Consider the following 14,386-nt stretch of genomic DNA (forward strand, 5'->3'; position numbering starts at 1 on the left):
GCCCCCCCCTCCCGTGGGGGGGGGGGCCCCGCCCCCGCCCCCCGGGGGGGCCGGCCCCCCCCCCCCCGCCCCCGCCCCCGCGCGGGCGCCGGGGCGCGGGTGGCCCCGCGCCGCGGGGGGGCGGGCGCCCCGCGACGCGCTCGCCGCACTGGCGGCCGTGGCCGCGCGCTCGGCCGCCGTGGGCGCGCTCGCGCCGCTGGCGGCCTCGAACGCGGCGACGGCGCTGGCCGCTCCGGCGAGGTTGTCGGCGCCTTCCAGCGGCGTGCCCACCGAATCGTCGGCGCTCGGCGCGTGGTTGGTGCCCAGGCGGATGTTGGTGGCCTGCGCGACCGGCACGCCCGGCTCGAGCGGCGGCCCGCCCGCGTTGCCGCCCTGCACGGCGGCGATGTCCTTGTCGGTCGGGTAGATGCCCTTGATCCAGTAGTCCAGCACCCGGCGCGCGATCGGCGCGGCGGAGTCGGCGCCCCAGCCGGCGTTCTCCAGCACCATGGCCACGGCGATCGTCGGGTGGTCGGCGGGCGCGAACGCGATGAACAGCGCGTTGTCGCGCAGATGCTCGGCGAGCTTGGACGCGCTGTATTTCTCGTTGGCCTTGATGCCCACGACCTGCGCCGTGCCGGTCTTGCCGCCCGACAGGTAGCCCGCGCCCGCGAACGCCTTGGCGCCGGTGCCTTCCCTGTTGACGCCCACCATCGCGTTGCGGATCACGTCGACGAACTCGGGCTTGAGCGCCAGCGGCGTCAGCGGCTCGGGCGCGACGGGGCGGCGCGCGCCGGAGACGACGTCGACGATGTCGCGCACCAGGTGCGGCGTGTGGCGCTGGCCGCCGGTCGACAGCGTGGCCAGCGCGTTGGCCAGCTGCGTGATGGTGAAGCTGTTGTAGCCCTGGCCGATGCCCAGCGAGATCGTCTCGCCGGCGTACCAGCGCTGCTGCTCGGCCCGCTTGTAGGCCTTGCGCTTCCACTCGGTGGACGGCAGCACGCCGCGCAGCTCGCCCTCGATGTCGATGCCGGTGGCCTGCCCGAAGCCGAACGGCTGCATGAAGCCGGCGATCGAGTCGACGCCCAGGTCGTTGGCCAGCATGAAGTAGTAGACGTCGCACGAGATGACGATCGAGCGGTACATGTCGACGAAGCCGTGGCCCTCGGGCTTGTCGTCGCGGAACGTGTGGTTGCCGAACGTGAAGTGGCCGGGATCCTGCATGCCCCACTGCGGCGTGCGCTTGCCCAGCGTCAGCGCGGCCAGCGCCATGTAGGGCTTGTACGTGGAGCCCGGCGCGTAGGTGCCGCGGATCGCGCGATTGAGCAGCGGCTTGTCGATCGACTCGTTGAGATCCTTCCAGTTGTCCGCGTCGATGCCGTCGACGAACAGGTTAGGGTCGAACGTCGGCTTGGAGACGAACGCGAGCACCTCCCCGTTGCGCGGATCGATGGCCACCAGCGCGCCGCGGCGGTCGCCGTACAGGTCCTCGACCATCGCCTGCAGCTTGATGTCGATCGACAGCTGCAGCGTGTTGCCCGGCGTGGCCGGCTTGCTCGCGAGCTGGCGCACGGCGCGGCCGCCGGCCGAGGTCTCGATCTGCTCGAAACCGGTGGTGCCGTGCAGCTCGGACTCGTAGCTCTGCTCCAGCCCCAGCTTGCCGATGTATTCGGTGCCGCGGTAGTTGGCCTGGTCCTCGTCCGACCAGTCGTCGATGATCTTCTGCTTTTCTTCCTGGTTGATGCGGCCGATGTAGCCCACGAGGTGGCTCGCGAGCTCGCCGTGCGGATAGTTGCGGAACAGCCGCGCCTTGATCTCGACGCCCGGGAAGCGGAAGCGCTGCGCGACGAAGCGCGCCACCTCCTCGTCGGTCAGCTTGGTGCGGATCGGCACCGACTCGAAGCTCTTGCCCTCGGCGGCGAGGCGCGCGAAGCGCTTGCGGTCGCGCGGCGTCACCTCGATCACCTTGGCGATCTCGTCGATCGTGGCCTCCAGGTCGGACACCTTGGACGGCGTGATCTCGAGCGTGTAGGCCGGATAGTTGGTGGCCATCACGACGCCGTTGCGGTCGACGATCAACCCGCGGTTGGGCACGATGGGCACGACGCCGATGCGATTGGCCTCGGCCTGCGCCTGCAGGTCGTCGTGACGCACCACCTGCAGCACGAACCAGCGGAACACGAGCACGCCGAAGCACAGCAGCACGAACGCCGCCGCGGCGATCGTGCGCGCGCGGAAGCGATCGAGTTCGACCTCGATGTTCCTCAGCTCGGTCAAGGATTTCATGCCCCCACGCTCGCTGGCGCTCGCTGCCCCCCGAGGGGGCGCTCCGCGAGCGGCCCGGCAAAGCCGGCTCCGCCGCTCCCTCGAACTTCCAATTGAAGCGCGCGAGCGGCAGCGCCGGTGGGGTTCCTTGCGGACATCGCAGCTTTCGGCAACCGGTGGTGGCTCACAGGGGGCGGTTCTCGTCGCGGTCAGGCGCGCGGCGCTGCGGGGCGAGCAGCAGCCACGACACCACGGGCCACAGCAGCGCCTCGAACAGCGGCGCCAGCAGCATCGTCCAGCCGGGGAAGCTGCCGCTGGACAGCAGCCGCACGACCAGCGACACCGCGTGCGCCACGATGAACACCGGCAGGATCTGCAGCGCCTGCTCCGCCAGGCTGAACCAGTTCAGGCGGCGGTGCATCGTGATCGCGAGGTAGCTCAGCAGCGTGTACGCCTGCGCGTGCTGGCCCAGCACGGCGCCCTGGTGCACGTCCATCAGCAGGCCGAAGAAGAAGGCGGCGCCGATGCCGACGCGGCGCGGCTGGTGCACGTTCCAGAACACGAGGACGAGCGCGAGCATGTCCGGCATGGCCGCGATGCGGCCCAGCGGCATCATGTTGAACAGCAGTGCCGCGAACAGCGAGAACCAGAGGAACAGGGGGTTGACCGGCAGCAGGAGCTGATCGGCGCCGCGCGGCATGATCACTTCTTGGTCCCCTTGATCGCCTTCTGGCCCTTGGGCGTGGGCTCGGGCTCGGGCGCCGGCCGCGCGGGCAGCTGCATGGCCATCGGCTCGAGCACCAGCACGTGGCGCACGCCGTCGGCCGACGCGGTGGGCACGAGCGCGATGCGCGCGAAGGACGAATCGGCGCGCGGATCCACCTTCACGACCTTGGCCACGTCCAGGCCCGGCGGGTAGATGCCGTCGACGCCGCTGGTCTGCAGCAGGTCGCCCACGTGCACGTCGGCGTTGCCGGCCATGAAGCGCAGCTCGAGTGCCGCGCCGTCGGCGCCGAACGCCGCGCTGCGCTGGTGGGTGCGCGTGTTGAGCACGGGGATCGCGGCCTCCTTGTCGATCAGCAGCGTCACCTCCGACGACAGCGGATAGACGCGCGTGACCTGGCCCAGCACGCCGGCCTCGTCGATCACCGGCGCGCCCGGCACGACGCCCTGGGACGCGCCGCGGTCGATGAAGATCTTGCGCGAGAACGGATCGCTCGCCTCGTAGAGCACCTCGGCCGCCTGCGACTTCACCGCCAGCGCCGGCTTCAGGTCGACCAACGCGCGCAGCCGCGTGTTCTCGGCCAGCAGCGTGTCGACGCGCGCGGCCTTGGCCGACTGCGTGGTGAGCGCGAGCTGGGCCTTGGCGAGGTCGGCCTGCGCCTGGTGCAGGCCGCCCACGTACTCGCCGCCACTGTGCGTGAGCTGCACCGGCACCTCGAGCACGCGCTCCACCGGCAGCAGCAGCATCGCCAGGCCCGCGCGCAGCGGACGCGTGACCGCGAAGCGGGTGTCGGCCGCCATCAGGAACAGCGCCACCGCGGAGAACACCGCCAGGCGCGTCAGTGCGGACGGGCCCTGGTGGAAGAACGGCGGTGGACGGCGGTCCAGGGTACCGAGCGGCATGGGGTACTCAGCGCGCCGTGGCGTTCAAGCCGCGGCGGGGGACGAAAGGAAAGGCGTTGGTGTCAGACGAATTATCGCAAGGCAGAGTTCCATGCCTCGTGCGGGAATGCCCCGCCATGAACGGGTGCCCGCTTGCAACGCTCAGTCCGAGGTGAAGATCGCGCCCAGGCGCTCCATGCGCTCCAGCGCCATGCCACAGCCGCGCACGACGCAGGTCAGCGGATCCTCGGCCACCAGCACCGGCAGGCCGGTCTCCTCGGCCAGCAGGCGGTCCAGGTCGCGCAGCAGCGCGCCGCCGCCGGTGAGCATCATGCCGCGCTCGGCGATGTCGGCGCCCAGTTCGGGCGGCGTCTGCTCGAGCGCATTCTTGACGGCGGAGACGATCTGGTTGAGCGGGTCTGTCAGCGCCTCCAGCACCTCGTTGGACGAGATCGTGAAGCTGCGCGGCACGCCTTCGGACAGGTTGCGGCCCTTGACCTCCATCTCGCGGACTTCGGATCCGGGGAAGGCCGAGCCGATGCCCATCTTGATGTTCTCGGCCGTCTGCTCGCCGATCAACATGCCGTAGTTGCGGCGGATGTAGTTGATGATGGCTTCGTCGAACTTGTCGCCGCCCACGCGCACGCTGCCCTTGTAGACGACGCCGCCCAGCGAGATGACGCCGACTTCCGTCGTGCCGCCGCCGATGTCGACCACCATCGAGCCCGACGCCTCGGACACCGGCAAACCGGCGCCGATCGCCGCGGCCATTGGCTCCTCGATCAGGTAGACCGCGCTGGCGCCGGCGGCCTCGGCCGCGTCCTTGATGGCGCGGCGCTCGACCTGGGTGGAGCCGCAGGGCACGCAGATGATGATGCGCGGGCTCGGCGTGAGCAGGCTGCGCGGGTGCACCATCTTGATGAACTGCTTGATCATCTGCTCGGTGACCACGAAGTCGGCGATCACGCCGTCCTTCATCGGGCGGATGGCCTCGATGTTGCCCGGCACCTTGCCCAGCATGGCCTTGGCTTCCTTGCCGACGGCCTGGATGATCTTCTTGCCGTGCGGCCCGCCCTCATGGCGGATCGAGACGACGGAGGGCTCGTCGAGGACGATGCCCTTGCCCCGGACGTAGATCAGCGTGTTGGCGGTTCCGAGGTCGATCGCGAGATCGGTGGAGAAGTAGCGGCGCAGGGAAGAGAACATTGGCGGGTGGGGTGCGGGTCGGCGGCTTGCGGCGGTCTTCGCGAGGGCGTCAATCAGGCCATCTGGATGGGTGTGACTTCGGAACCTGGGGCGGGGGCTTCGAGCCCGGGCCGGGGGTGCCGAACCTGCAAGTGAGTTGGTCGCTGAAGGCGCCGCAAGGCGCATGAATGGGGTGGTTCGGTGGCCCTGCCGGCCTGGATTCAGGTCATGAATCAGGTCGTGCACGATGCCTCGAATTAACCGAGGATAATACCGCAAGCGCACCTGATGAGCCTGTACTCAGGTCGTAACTTTTTTAGGTTCGCAGCGCGCGGCGGCCGTCGCGCCCCGCTGCTCCCAGCCGGAATTTCCCATGCCCTTGACTCCCGAAGACGTCAGCCGCATCGCGCATCTCGCGCGACTGGAGCTGTCGCCCGCCGAGGGATCTGCGATGCAGACCCAGTTGAACGACTTCTTCAAGATCGTCGAGCAGATGAGCGCCGTCGACACCTCCGGCCTCGAGCCGCTGCACACGCCGCTGTCGGCGATCGGCGATGTCGAGCTGCGCCTGCGGCCCGACGCCGTCACCGAGACCAACGATCGCGCGGCCAACATGGCCAACGCGCCCGCGGCCGAGGAAGGCCTGTTCCTGGTTCCGAAGGTGATCGAATGAGCGCCGAGCTGCATACCCTCGGCGTCGCCGAGCTCGGCCGCGCGCTGGCCGCGAAGACCGCCTCCAGCGTCGAGGCGACGACGGCGCTGCTCGCCCGCGCCAAGGCCGACACGCACGGCGCCTTCCTGGTCGTCAACGAGGAGGCCGCGCTCGCGGCCGCGAAAGCCGCCGACGCGAAGCGTGCGTCCGGCGCACAGGGCGCGGACCATCCGCTGCTGGGCGTGCCGCTCGCGCACAAGGACATCTTCGTCACGCGCGAGTCCGCGACCACCGCCGGCTCGAAGATGCTCGAGGGCTACAGGAGCCCGTTCGACGCCACGGTGGTCGCGCGCCTGAACGCGGCGGGCACGGTGTCGCTCGGCAAGCTCAACTGCGACGAGTTCGCGATGGGTTCGGCCAACGAGAACTCGGCCTACGGCAACGTGCGCAACCCCTGGGACGTCACGCGCGTGCCGGGCGGCTCGTCGGGCGGCACAGCCGCGGCGGTCGCGGCGCAGCTGGTGCCCGCGGCCACCGGCACCGACACCGGCGGATCGATCCGCCAGCCCGCCAGCTTCACCGGCACCACGGGCATCAAGCCGACCTACGGCGTGTGCTCTCGCTTCGGCATGATCGCGTTCGCGTCCAGCCTCGACCAGGCCGGCACGATCGCGCATTCGGCCGAGGACTGCGCGCTGTTGCTGTCGGCGATGAGCGGCTTCGACGAGCGCGACGCCACCAGCGTGCAGCGCCCGCCGCAGGACTTCCACGCGCAGATGCTGCAGGCGCGCGACGGCGCGACCGCGGCCCAACCGTTGAAGGGCCTGCGCATCGGCCTGCCCAAGGAGTTCTTCCCCGCCGCGCTCGCCGCCGACGTCAGCGGCCGCGTGCGCGAGGCGCTCGCGCAGATGGAGAAGCTGGGCGCGACGCTGGTCGACGTCTCGCTGCCGCGCACCGAGCTGTCGATCCCCGTGTACTACATCATCGCGCCGGCCGAGGCGAGCTCGAACCTGAGCCGCTTCGACGGCGTGCGCTACGGCCATCGCGCCGCCCAGTACGGCGACCTGATGGACATGTACAAGAAGTCGCGCTCCGAGGCCTTCGGCCCGGAGGTCAAGCGCCGGATCATGATCGGCACCTACGTGCTGAGCCACGGCTACTACGACGCCTACTACCTGCAGGCGCAGAAGCTGCGCCGCATGATCGCCGACGACTTCCAGGCCTGCTTCAAGCAGTGCGACCTGATCGCCGGCCCGGTGGCGCCGACGGTGGCGTGGAAGCTCGGCGAACAGGGCGACGATCCGGTCAAGGCCTACCTCGCCGACATCTTCACGCTGCCCGGCTCGCTCGCCGGCCTGCCCGGCATGAGCGTGCCGGCCGGCCTCGGCGAAGGCGGCATGCCGGTCGGCCTGCAGCTGCTGGGCAACTACTTCGCCGAAGGCACGCTGCTGCACGCGGCGCACGCGCTGCAGATGGCCACCGACTTCCACCAGCAACGCCCGAAGGCCTGATCAACGCCCGCCGATGAACGACCGCGCCAATCCCCTCGCCCTGCTGCCGAAGGCCATCGGCCGGCGAGCGCTCGGCCGCTCCGGAGCGAGCCGGCCTGAGCCCCTCGGGGGCGGGGAGCGGAGCGAGCCAGGTCGTCATGACGTGCGCGGCGGCGTGGTCGCGGGCGATTGCCTCGACGTGCTGCGCTCCATGCCGGCCGAACGCGTCGACCTGATCGTTACCTCCCCACCGTATGCCGACCAGCGCGCATCGACCTACGGCGGCGTCACGCCGGACGACTACGTCGCGTGGTTCCTGCCGCGCGCCGAGCAGTTCGCGCGCGTGCTCAAGCCCACCGGCTCGCTGGTGATCAACATCAAGGAAAAGGTGGTCGACGGCGAGCGCCATACCTACGTCCTCGAGCTGATCCTCGCGATGAAGAAGCAGGGCTGGCTGTGGACGGAGGAGTATGTCTGGCACAAGCGCAACTGCTTTCCCGGCAAGTGGCCCAACCGCTTCCGCGACGCGTGGGAGCGCTGCCTGCACTTCACGCGCGAGAAGCGCTTCAAGATGAACCAGGACGCCGTGATGGTGCCCATGGGCGACTGGGCGACGACGCGCCTGAGGACGCTCGGCGCCAACGACGTCGTGCGCCACGACTCGCGCGTGGGCAACGCCTTCGGCAAGAACATCGCCAACTGGCAGGGCCGCGATCGCGCCTACCCCACCAACGTGCTGCACCTGGCCACCGAGTGCGGCAACAAGGGCCACAGCGCCGCGTTCCCGCACGCGTTGCCGCGCTGGTTCATCGAGCTGTTCACCGACCCGGGCGACACCGTGCTGGACCCGTTCGCCGGCTCCGGCACCACGCTCGCCGCGGCGCTCGAACTCGGGCGCAACGCGATCGGCATTGAACTCGCGCCCGCGTACGTCACGCGTTGCCGGCAGACGCTGGCCACCGCGCACGAGGCCGCGCAGGCGCTCGCGCGTGCGGCGGCCGTCACTGAACAAGAACTCATCTCTCCGCGTCGTGGCACGGCCACGGCCAAAGTTTCCAAGGACAGCGTCCCACTATGAGCACCCTCATTCGCGGCTACGAAGTCGTGATCGGCTTCGAGACCCACACGCAACTGTCGACGGTCAGCAAGATCTTCTCGGGTGCGTCGACGCATTTCGGCGCGGAGCCGAACACGCAGGCCTCGGCCGTCGACCTGGCGCTGCCCGGCACGCTGCCCGTGCTGAACCGCGGCGCCGTCGAACGCGCGATCCGCCTCGGCCTCGCGCTCAATGCGACGATCGCGCCGCTATCGATCTTCGCGCGCAAGAACTATTTCTATCCCGACCTGCCCAAGGGCTACCAGATCAGCCAGTACGAGATCCCCGTCGTGCAGGGCGGCACGGTGCCGTTCATGCACGACGGCGAGCTGCGCACGCTGCGCCTGACGCGCGCGCACCTCGAGGAGGACGCCGGCAAGTCGGTGCACGAGGGCCACGCCAACATGTCGGGCATCGACCTGAACCGCGCCGGCACGCCGCTGCTGGAGATCGTCACCGAGCCCGACATGCGCTCGTCGACCGAGGCCGTCGACTACGCGAAGGCGCTGCACGCGCTGGTGCAGTGGCTGGACATCTGCGACGGCAACATGCAGGAAGGCTCGTTCCGCTGCGACGCCAACGTGTCGGTGCGCCGCCCCGGCCAGCCCTTCGGCACGCGCCGCGAGATCAAGAACCTCAACAGCTTCCGCCACCTGCAGCAGGCGATCGACTACGAGATCAACTGGCAGATCAGCGAGCTGGAGGACGGCCGCCCCATCGTGCAGGCCACCGTGCTGTTCGACCCCGACACCGGCGAGACCCGCATGATGCGCACCAAGGAAGACGCGCAGGACTACCGCTACTTCCCCGACCCCGACCTGCCGCCGCTGGTGATCTCGCGCGAGTGGGTGGAGAAGGTGCGCGCCGAGATGCCCGAGCTGCCGCGCGCGATGGCCGAGCGCTTCGTCAAGGCCGACGGCCTGGCCGAATACGACGCGGCGATGATGACGCAGTCGCTCGCGTTCGCCCGCTTCTACGAGGCCGCGCGCGACGCCGGCGCGCCGGCCAAGCTGGTCGCCAACTGGACGATGGGCGAGATCGCGCGCCGCCTCAACAACGACAACCTGACCATCGTCGAGAGCCCGGTCGACGCCGCGCTGCTGGCCGCGCTGATCAAGCGCATCCAGGACGGCACGATCTCCAACAACGCCGCGCGCCAGGTGTTCGACGCGCTGTGGACGCGCGAGAAGGGCACGGCCGGCAACGTCGACGCCCTGATCGACACGCTGGGCCTCCGGCAGATGAACGACTCGAGCGAGCTCGAGGCCATCATCGACGGCGTGCTCGCGGCCAACCAGAAGTCGGTCGAGGAATTCCGCGGCGGCAAGGACAAGGCCTTCCAGGCGCTCGTCGGCCAGGCGATGAAGGCCAGCAAGGGCAAGGCCAACCCGGCGCAGGTCAACGAGATGCTGAAGAAGAAGCTGGGCGTCTGAGGTCGCTCAGGCCGCGCCGGGCACCAGGCTCGGCAGCGGCGTCGCACCGTCGCGCCCGTAGTGGCGCGGCGCGACGCCCATCACGCGCTTGAACGCGGTGCTGAACGCGCTCTCCGATTCGTAGCCGAGTGCGGGCGCCAGCCGCGAGATCGGCTCGCCCGAGTTGGCGAGCCTGTCGGCCGCGAGGATCATGCGCCAGCGCGTCAGGTAGTCCATCGGCGACGCGCCGACGACGCGCTTGAACTTCAGCGCGAAGCTCGAGCGCGACATGGCCGCGCGTTCCGCCAGCGACGCGATCGTCCAGCGCCTGCCAGGCTCGGCGTGCATCGCGGTCATCGCCGCGCTCATCTGGCGGTCGGCGAGCGCGAACAGCCAGCCGACGCCCGGCCGGGACTCGTCCTTCAGGTGCAGCCGCAACGCCTGCACCAGCAGCATCGTGGCGAGCTGCTGCGCGATGATCTCGCCGCCGGGCTGCGGCTCGCGCAGCTCCAGCATCAGCCGCTCGACCGACCAGCGCATCGCCGCCTTGTCCGACTCCGAGCGCAGGTGCACGATGGGCGGCAGCGAGGCGAGCAGGATCTCGGCGTGGCGCCCCCCGAACGCGAAATGGCCGCCGATGCTGGAGCAGCTGCCGCCGCCGTTGAGGACACGCGTGCGGCCCATCAGCGGCAGGCGCAACAGCTCGTAGCCGTCGACCGCCGGCAGCGACAGGTCGCTCGCGAGCTTGAACGGCCGCCCGTGCGGCAGCAGGTAGCAGTCGCCGGCGCTGACGCGGATCGGCTCGGGCTCGCCCTCCATCGCCAGCCAGCAGCCGCCGGAAATGATGGCCTGGAACTTGATGCCCTCGTGCTTGCCGAACGAGATCGACCAGTCGCCGCCGTGATCGACACCGCCGGACATGAAGCTGCGCGGCCGCAGCAGCGAGAGGACGTCGGACAGCGGATCCATGGTCGGCCTGGACGAATGCGAAGAAATCGCGGATCGAGAAGCATGGATTGTATCGATCGAGGCTCCTAAAGTGCCTCCCAGCCACCCAAGGAGCAACCCATGCGAGTCTTCCTCACCGGCGCCACCGGATTCATCGGCAGCGCCCTCATTCCCGAACTGCTGCGGCACGGCCACCAGGTGCTGGGCCTGGCGCGATCGGACGACGGCGCGCGGGCCCTGCGCGCGCTGGGCGCGGAGGCGCTGCGCGGCGACCTCGAGGACCAGGCCGCGCTGCGCCGCGGCGCCGGGCAAGCCGACGGCGTCGTCCACTGCGGCTTCATCCACGACTTCACGAAGTTCGCCGAGAACTGCGCGATCGACCGCCGCGCCATCGAGACCTTCGGCGAGGTGCTGGCCGGCAGCACGCGACCGCTCGTCGTGACCGCAGGCATTCCGGCACTGCCCGGCAAGGTCACCACCGAGGCCGACGCGGTGCCGACCGACCACCCGATGCCGCGCGTGTCCGAGCAGGCCGCGCTGGCGCTGGCCGAGCGCGGCGTGCACGCGGCGGTCGTCCGCTTGCCGCAGGTGCACGACCGCGACAAGTCCGGCCTGATCCCTTACTTCATCGCGGTCGCGAGGCAGAAGGGTGTGTCGGCCTATGTCGACGAAGGCTTGAATCGCTTCGCCGCCGCGCACCGGCTGTCGACGCCGTCGCTCTATCGCCTCGCGCTGGAGAAGGGCACGGCGGGTTCGCGCTTCCACGCGGTCGAGGAGGAAGGCATCACGATGAAGGCGATCGCCGAGGCCATCGGGCGCGGGCTGAAGGTACCGGTGATCTCCGTGCCGGCCGGCGAGGCCATGGCGCACTTCGGCACGATGGGACACTTCGCCACCCTCAGCAACCCGGCATCGAGCGCGCTCACCCGGCAGCGCCTCGGCTGGAACCCTGGCACGCATCCCGGCCTGATCGACGACCTCGATCACTCGACCGCGTACGCGGCCTGAGCCGGGCTCAGAGCGGCGCGCCGCTGGCCGCGTTGATGGCCCGGCGCGCCTCGGCCTGGAAACCGACCGGGTCGTTGATGCCGACCAGGCGCAGGTCCTCGCTGCCGGTGCCGCGGATCGTCAGCGTGCCGTAGCCGCTCATGCGTTGCCACAGGCTCTGGTCGACGTCGAGGCTTTCGACGCGATTGAGCATCACCGTCGACGTGTGGCGGCTCACGAGGCCGGTCTGCAGCACGAGGTAGCGCGGCGTCAGCTTGACGAGCATGGCGCCCCGGCGCAGCAGCGCGCTGCCGACGAACCACACGAACATCAGGCCGCCGAAGCCCGCGACGGCGTAGCCGGCCTGGTCCTGGCGCAGCAGGCCCCAGCCCGCGAGCGCGAGGCCGATCAGGCCCAGGAACACGCGCGGCCAGAGCGCCCACCACGACATGCGCGCCTCGCGCAGGACCGTCTCGCCGGTGGACGGATCGTTCGATTGCAGCGTCATGTCAGTTGGCCTTCTGCTGCGGCGCGTCGCCCGGCAGCGCGTCGGAGTAGAGGAAGCATTGCAGCGTCTCGTCGCCACGCGTGAACGTCATCGTGCGCTCCTTGGTGACGACGTTGATCGCGTCCTTCTTGTTGACGTAGCGCGCTTCGCGGCCGCCGGGCACGCGCCGCACCGTCCAGTCGTGGCCCTCGAAGTGCAGCTGGCCCTCGCGCGGCGTCAGCTCGGCGGTCAGCAGGCGGCGACCGGTGCACTGGTAGCTCACGGTCATGGCCTGCGCGCCGACGGCGGCGAGGGCCAGCGTGGCCAGCATCGCCATCCGGATGGCGCGAAGCGAACAAACGGGGCGATAGGTCATGGCGGCCCTCTTTGTCAGGCGTCGATGCCGTAGCGGGCACGGTAGGCGGCGACGGCGTCCTTGCTGGCCGCCAGCGCCGGGTCGCCGGTGGTGGCGAGCAGCTGCATCAGGTCGGCCAGCGTCGCGATCGCGATCACCTGCAGCCCCAGCGTCTGCTCCACGTACTGCACGCCCGAGCGGCGATCCTCGCCGTCGTCGCGCGCGCGTTCCTGCCGGTCCATCGTGATGGCCACGCCCACCGGCTCGGCGCCGGCGGCGCGGATCAGGTCCGCGGCCTCGCGCTTGGAGGCGCCGTCGGTGATGACGTCGTCGATGATCATCACGCGGCCCTTGACCGCCGCGCCGACCAGCGTGCCGCCCTCGCCGTGCGCCTTGGCCTCCTTGCGGTTGTACGCATAGCCGACGTTCTTGCCGTGCTTCGCGAGCCCGATGGCCACCGCCGCGGCCAGCGTGATGCCCTTGTAGGCCGGGCCGAACAGCATGTCGAACTCGACGCCCGACGCGAGCAGCCGACGTGCATAGAATTCGCCCAGGCGCATGAGCTTCATGCCGTCGTCGAAGAACCCGGTGTTGAAGAAGTAGGGCGACTTGCGTCCTGCCTTCGTCGTGAAATCACCGAACCGAAGAACACCGGCCTCCACCGAGAACTGGACGAATTCCTGCGCGAGCAGGTCGTTGGTGGGCGCAGCAGCAGTCATGGAGGTAGCCTTGGGATTTCGCCTGGTGACATTGAACCTGAACGGGATCCGTTCGGCCCACAACAAGGGTTTCCTGGCGTGGGCGGAGACGATGAAGGCCGATTGTATGGGCGTGCAGGAGGTCAAGGCGCAGCACGAGCACGTGCACGAGACCTTCGACACCCTCGACGGCATGGCCGGCCGCTTCCACTACGCCGTCAAGAAGGGCTACTCGGGCGTCGGCCTCTACAGCCGCGTCGCGCCCACCGAGGTCGTGACCGGCTTCGGCGACGCCCAGTTCGACGAGGAGGGCCGCTACGTCGAGTTCCGCTTCGACAAGCCGTCCGACGGCCTGAAGCACCCGTTCGACAAGCTGAGCATCATCAGCTGCTACTTCCCGAGCGGCTCGTCCGGCGAGGAACGCCAGGCCGCCAAGTTCCGCTTCCTCGACCTGATCTACCCGCACCTGATGGCGCTCAAGGGCCAGCGCGAGTTCATCCTCGTGGGCGACATCAACATCGCGCACAAGCCCATCGACCTGAAGAACTGGAAGGGCAACCAGAAGAACTCCGGCTTCCTGCCCGAGGAACGCGAGTGGATGACGAAGCTGCTGACCGACGGCGGCCTGGTCGACGTGTTCCGCGCCTTGAACGACAAGGAGGAGCAGTACACGTGGTGGAGCAACCGCGGCCAGGCCTGGGCGAAGAACGTGGGCTGGCGCCTCGACTACCACCTCGCCACGCCGGGCGTCGCGGCGCTGGCGCGCAAGGAGCACATCCACATCGACTCGCGCTTCAGCGACCATGCGCCGTTGACGATCGACTACGACTTCACGCTGTAGCCGCCTCACTCGACCCGTTCGACCCACTGCGCGCGAGACGGCCCCGGCTCGAACGGCTCCGCGAAGTACTGCGTCTCGCGGGTCACGCGGTCGCCGTCGAATTCCATGATGCTGACGACGCGGAAGGGCCGCTCGCCGTAGCGCATCTCGAGTTCGCTGACCCAGAGCCCGCCCGTGCCGAGCACGCGCCGCACCGTGAAGCGCTTGGCGTCGGGCTGCGCCATGCGCGAGGCCTGGATGTGCCCGCGGCCGCGGATGCGCTCGCCCGACTGCGGGTACTCGAGCATGGCGTGCTCGTCGTAGATCTCGTGCTCCGCCGCGAAATCGTCGGCGTCGGAGGCCGCCCAATGCCGCTGCAAGGCGGCGCGGATGTCATCGTCGTGCAT

General features: G+C 69.7%; 15 protein-coding genes. 6 read left to right on the forward strand and 9 right to left on the reverse strand.

Going from position 1 to position 14,386, the window contains the following annotated elements:
- From mrdA to LPC04_RS23500, 4 genes are all read right to left on the reverse strand, one after another.
- The coding region (mrdA, locus tag LPC04_RS23485; RefSeq protein ID WP_275684941.1) for a penicillin-binding protein 2 at nt 1–2,256 on the reverse strand (2,256 nt) is incomplete at its 3' end.
- A 172-nt stretch (nt 2,257–2,428) separates the two neighbouring features.
- Nucleotides 2,429–2,944 carry a rod shape-determining protein MreD gene (gene mreD, locus LPC04_RS23490; RefSeq protein WP_420854764.1) on the reverse strand — a complete coding sequence of 172 codons (516 nt, stop codon included), beginning with the start codon at nt 2,942–2,944 and terminating at the stop codon, nt 2,429–2,431.
- Between the two features lie 2 nt (nt 2,945–2,946).
- Nucleotides 2,947–3,870 (reverse strand): rod shape-determining protein MreC, encoded by a 924-nt coding sequence (gene mreC, locus LPC04_RS23495; protein ID WP_275684741.1) that lies wholly within the window; start codon nt 3,868–3,870, stop codon nt 2,947–2,949.
- Nucleotides 3,871–4,011: 141 nt separating this feature from the next.
- Nucleotides 4,012–5,055, reverse strand: a complete 1,044-nt coding sequence (locus LPC04_RS23500; protein WP_275684742.1) for a rod shape-determining protein — start codon at nt 5,053–5,055, stop codon at nt 4,012–4,014.
- 352 nt (nt 5,056–5,407) lie between these two features.
- On the opposite strand from LPC04_RS23500, the gene gatC reads away from it, so the two are divergent.
- The 4 genes from gatC (at nt 5,408) to gatB (ending at nt 9,705) form a co-directional block, all read left to right on the forward strand.
- Entirely contained in the window at nt 5,408–5,707 is a 300-nt protein-coding gene (gene gatC / locus LPC04_RS23505) for an Asp-tRNA(Asn)/Glu-tRNA(Gln) amidotransferase subunit GatC (RefSeq protein WP_275684743.1), read from the forward strand.
- Nucleotides 5,704–7,197, forward strand: coding sequence for an Asp-tRNA(Asn)/Glu-tRNA(Gln) amidotransferase subunit GatA (gene gatA / locus LPC04_RS23510; RefSeq protein ID WP_275684744.1), 1,494 nt, complete (start codon nt 5,704–5,706; stop codon nt 7,195–7,197). The genes gatC and gatA overlap by 4 nt, the downstream gene beginning before the upstream one ends.
- Before the next feature lie 142 nt (nt 7,198–7,339).
- Complete coding sequence (locus tag LPC04_RS23515; protein ID WP_275684745.1) at nt 7,340–8,254, forward strand: DNA-methyltransferase; 915 nt, start codon at nt 7,340–7,342, stop codon at nt 8,252–8,254.
- The gene (gatB, locus tag LPC04_RS23520) at nt 8,251–9,705 is read left to right on the forward strand and encodes an Asp-tRNA(Asn)/Glu-tRNA(Gln) amidotransferase subunit GatB (RefSeq protein ID WP_275684746.1); all 1,455 of its coding nucleotides are present in this window, start codon (nt 8,251–8,253) and stop codon (nt 9,703–9,705) included. Before LPC04_RS23515 ends, gatB begins: the two co-directional genes overlap by 4 nt.
- A gap of 6 nt (nt 9,706–9,711) precedes the next feature.
- Here the strand turns inward: gatB and LPC04_RS23525 are convergent, their stop codons facing one another.
- Nucleotides 9,712–10,653 carry an AraC family transcriptional regulator gene (locus LPC04_RS23525; protein ID WP_275684747.1) on the reverse strand — a complete coding sequence of 314 codons (942 nt, stop codon included), beginning with the start codon at nt 10,651–10,653 and terminating at the stop codon, nt 9,712–9,714.
- A 99-nt stretch (nt 10,654–10,752) separates the two neighbouring features.
- Here LPC04_RS23525 and LPC04_RS23530 point away from each other — a divergent pair, with 99 nt between their 5' ends.
- Nucleotides 10,753–11,640: an SDR family oxidoreductase gene (locus tag LPC04_RS23530; protein ID WP_275684748.1), complete on the forward strand. Its 888-nt coding sequence runs from the start codon at nt 10,753–10,755 to the stop codon at nt 11,638–11,640.
- Nucleotides 11,641–11,647: 7 nt separating this feature from the next.
- Here the strand turns inward: LPC04_RS23530 and LPC04_RS23535 are convergent, their stop codons facing one another.
- Genes LPC04_RS23535 through pyrE form a run of 3 tightly spaced genes read right to left on the reverse strand, consistent with a single transcriptional unit; the run spans nt 11,648 to nt 13,180 of the window.
- On the reverse strand, nt 11,648–12,127 hold the full coding sequence (locus LPC04_RS23535) for a PH domain-containing protein (RefSeq protein ID WP_275684749.1): 480 nt from the start codon (nt 12,125–12,127) through the stop codon (nt 11,648–11,650).
- Between the two features lies 1 nt (nt 12,128).
- On the reverse strand, nt 12,129–12,482 hold the full coding sequence (locus tag LPC04_RS23540) for a hypothetical protein (protein ID WP_275684750.1): 354 nt from the start codon (nt 12,480–12,482) through the stop codon (nt 12,129–12,131).
- A 14-nt stretch (nt 12,483–12,496) separates the two neighbouring features.
- Complete coding sequence (pyrE, locus tag LPC04_RS23545) at nt 12,497–13,180, reverse strand: orotate phosphoribosyltransferase (protein WP_275684751.1); 684 nt, start codon at nt 13,178–13,180, stop codon at nt 12,497–12,499.
- On the opposite strand from pyrE, the gene LPC04_RS23550 reads away from it, so the two are divergent.
- Nucleotides 13,179–14,000 (forward strand): exodeoxyribonuclease III, encoded by an 822-nt coding sequence (locus LPC04_RS23550; protein WP_275684752.1) that lies wholly within the window; start codon nt 13,179–13,181, stop codon nt 13,998–14,000. The two genes, pyrE and LPC04_RS23550, sit on opposite strands and share 2 nt — an antisense overlap.
- A gap of 5 nt (nt 14,001–14,005) precedes the next feature.
- Here LPC04_RS23550 and LPC04_RS23555 read toward each other — a convergent pair whose 3' ends face one another.
- Nucleotides 14,006–14,386 (reverse strand): nuclear transport factor 2 family protein, encoded by a 381-nt coding sequence (locus LPC04_RS23555; protein ID WP_275684753.1) that lies wholly within the window; start codon nt 14,384–14,386, stop codon nt 14,006–14,008.

Origin of the sequence: Scleromatobacter humisilvae (genome assembly GCF_023231945.1) — a bacterium.
GTDB lineage: Bacteria > Pseudomonadota > Gammaproteobacteria > Burkholderiales > Burkholderiaceae_C > Scleromatobacter > Scleromatobacter humisilvae.

Excerpts from the sequence above, each read along its gene's own strand:
- mreD (WP_420854764.1), bottom strand. The coding sequence starts at position 2,944 with ATGCCGCGCGGCGCCGATCAGCTCCTGCTGCCGGTCAACCCCCTGTTC.
- mreC (WP_275684741.1), bottom strand. The coding sequence starts at position 3,870 with ATGCCGCTCGGTACCCTGGACCGCCGTCCACCGCCGTTCTTCCACCAG.
- LPC04_RS23500 (WP_275684742.1), bottom strand. The coding sequence starts at position 5,055 with ATGTTCTCTTCCCTGCGCCGCTACTTCTCCACCGATCTCGCGATCGAC.
- gatC (WP_275684743.1), top strand. The coding sequence starts at position 5,408 with ATGCCCTTGACTCCCGAAGACGTCAGCCGCATCGCGCATCTCGCGCGA.
- gatA (WP_275684744.1), top strand. The coding sequence starts at position 5,704 with ATGAGCGCCGAGCTGCATACCCTCGGCGTCGCCGAGCTCGGCCGCGCG.
- gatB (WP_275684746.1), top strand. The coding sequence starts at position 8,251 with ATGAGCACCCTCATTCGCGGCTACGAAGTCGTGATCGGCTTCGAGACC.
- LPC04_RS23525 (WP_275684747.1), bottom strand. The coding sequence starts at position 10,653 with ATGGATCCGCTGTCCGACGTCCTCTCGCTGCTGCGGCCGCGCAGCTTC.
- LPC04_RS23530 (WP_275684748.1), top strand. The coding sequence starts at position 10,753 with ATGCGAGTCTTCCTCACCGGCGCCACCGGATTCATCGGCAGCGCCCTC.
- LPC04_RS23535 (WP_275684749.1), bottom strand. The coding sequence starts at position 12,127 with ATGACGCTGCAATCGAACGATCCGTCCACCGGCGAGACGGTCCTGCGC.
- LPC04_RS23540 (WP_275684750.1), bottom strand. The coding sequence starts at position 12,482 with ATGACCTATCGCCCCGTTTGTTCGCTTCGCGCCATCCGGATGGCGATG.
- LPC04_RS23550 (WP_275684752.1), top strand. The coding sequence starts at position 13,179 with ATGGAGGTAGCCTTGGGATTTCGCCTGGTGACATTGAACCTGAACGGG.
- pyrE (WP_275684751.1), bottom strand. The coding sequence starts at position 13,180 with ATGACTGCTGCTGCGCCCACCAACGACCTGCTCGCGCAGGAATTCGTC.
- LPC04_RS23555 (WP_275684753.1), bottom strand. The coding sequence starts at position 14,386 with ATGCACGACGATGACATCCGCGCCGCCTTGCAGCGGCATTGGGCGGCC.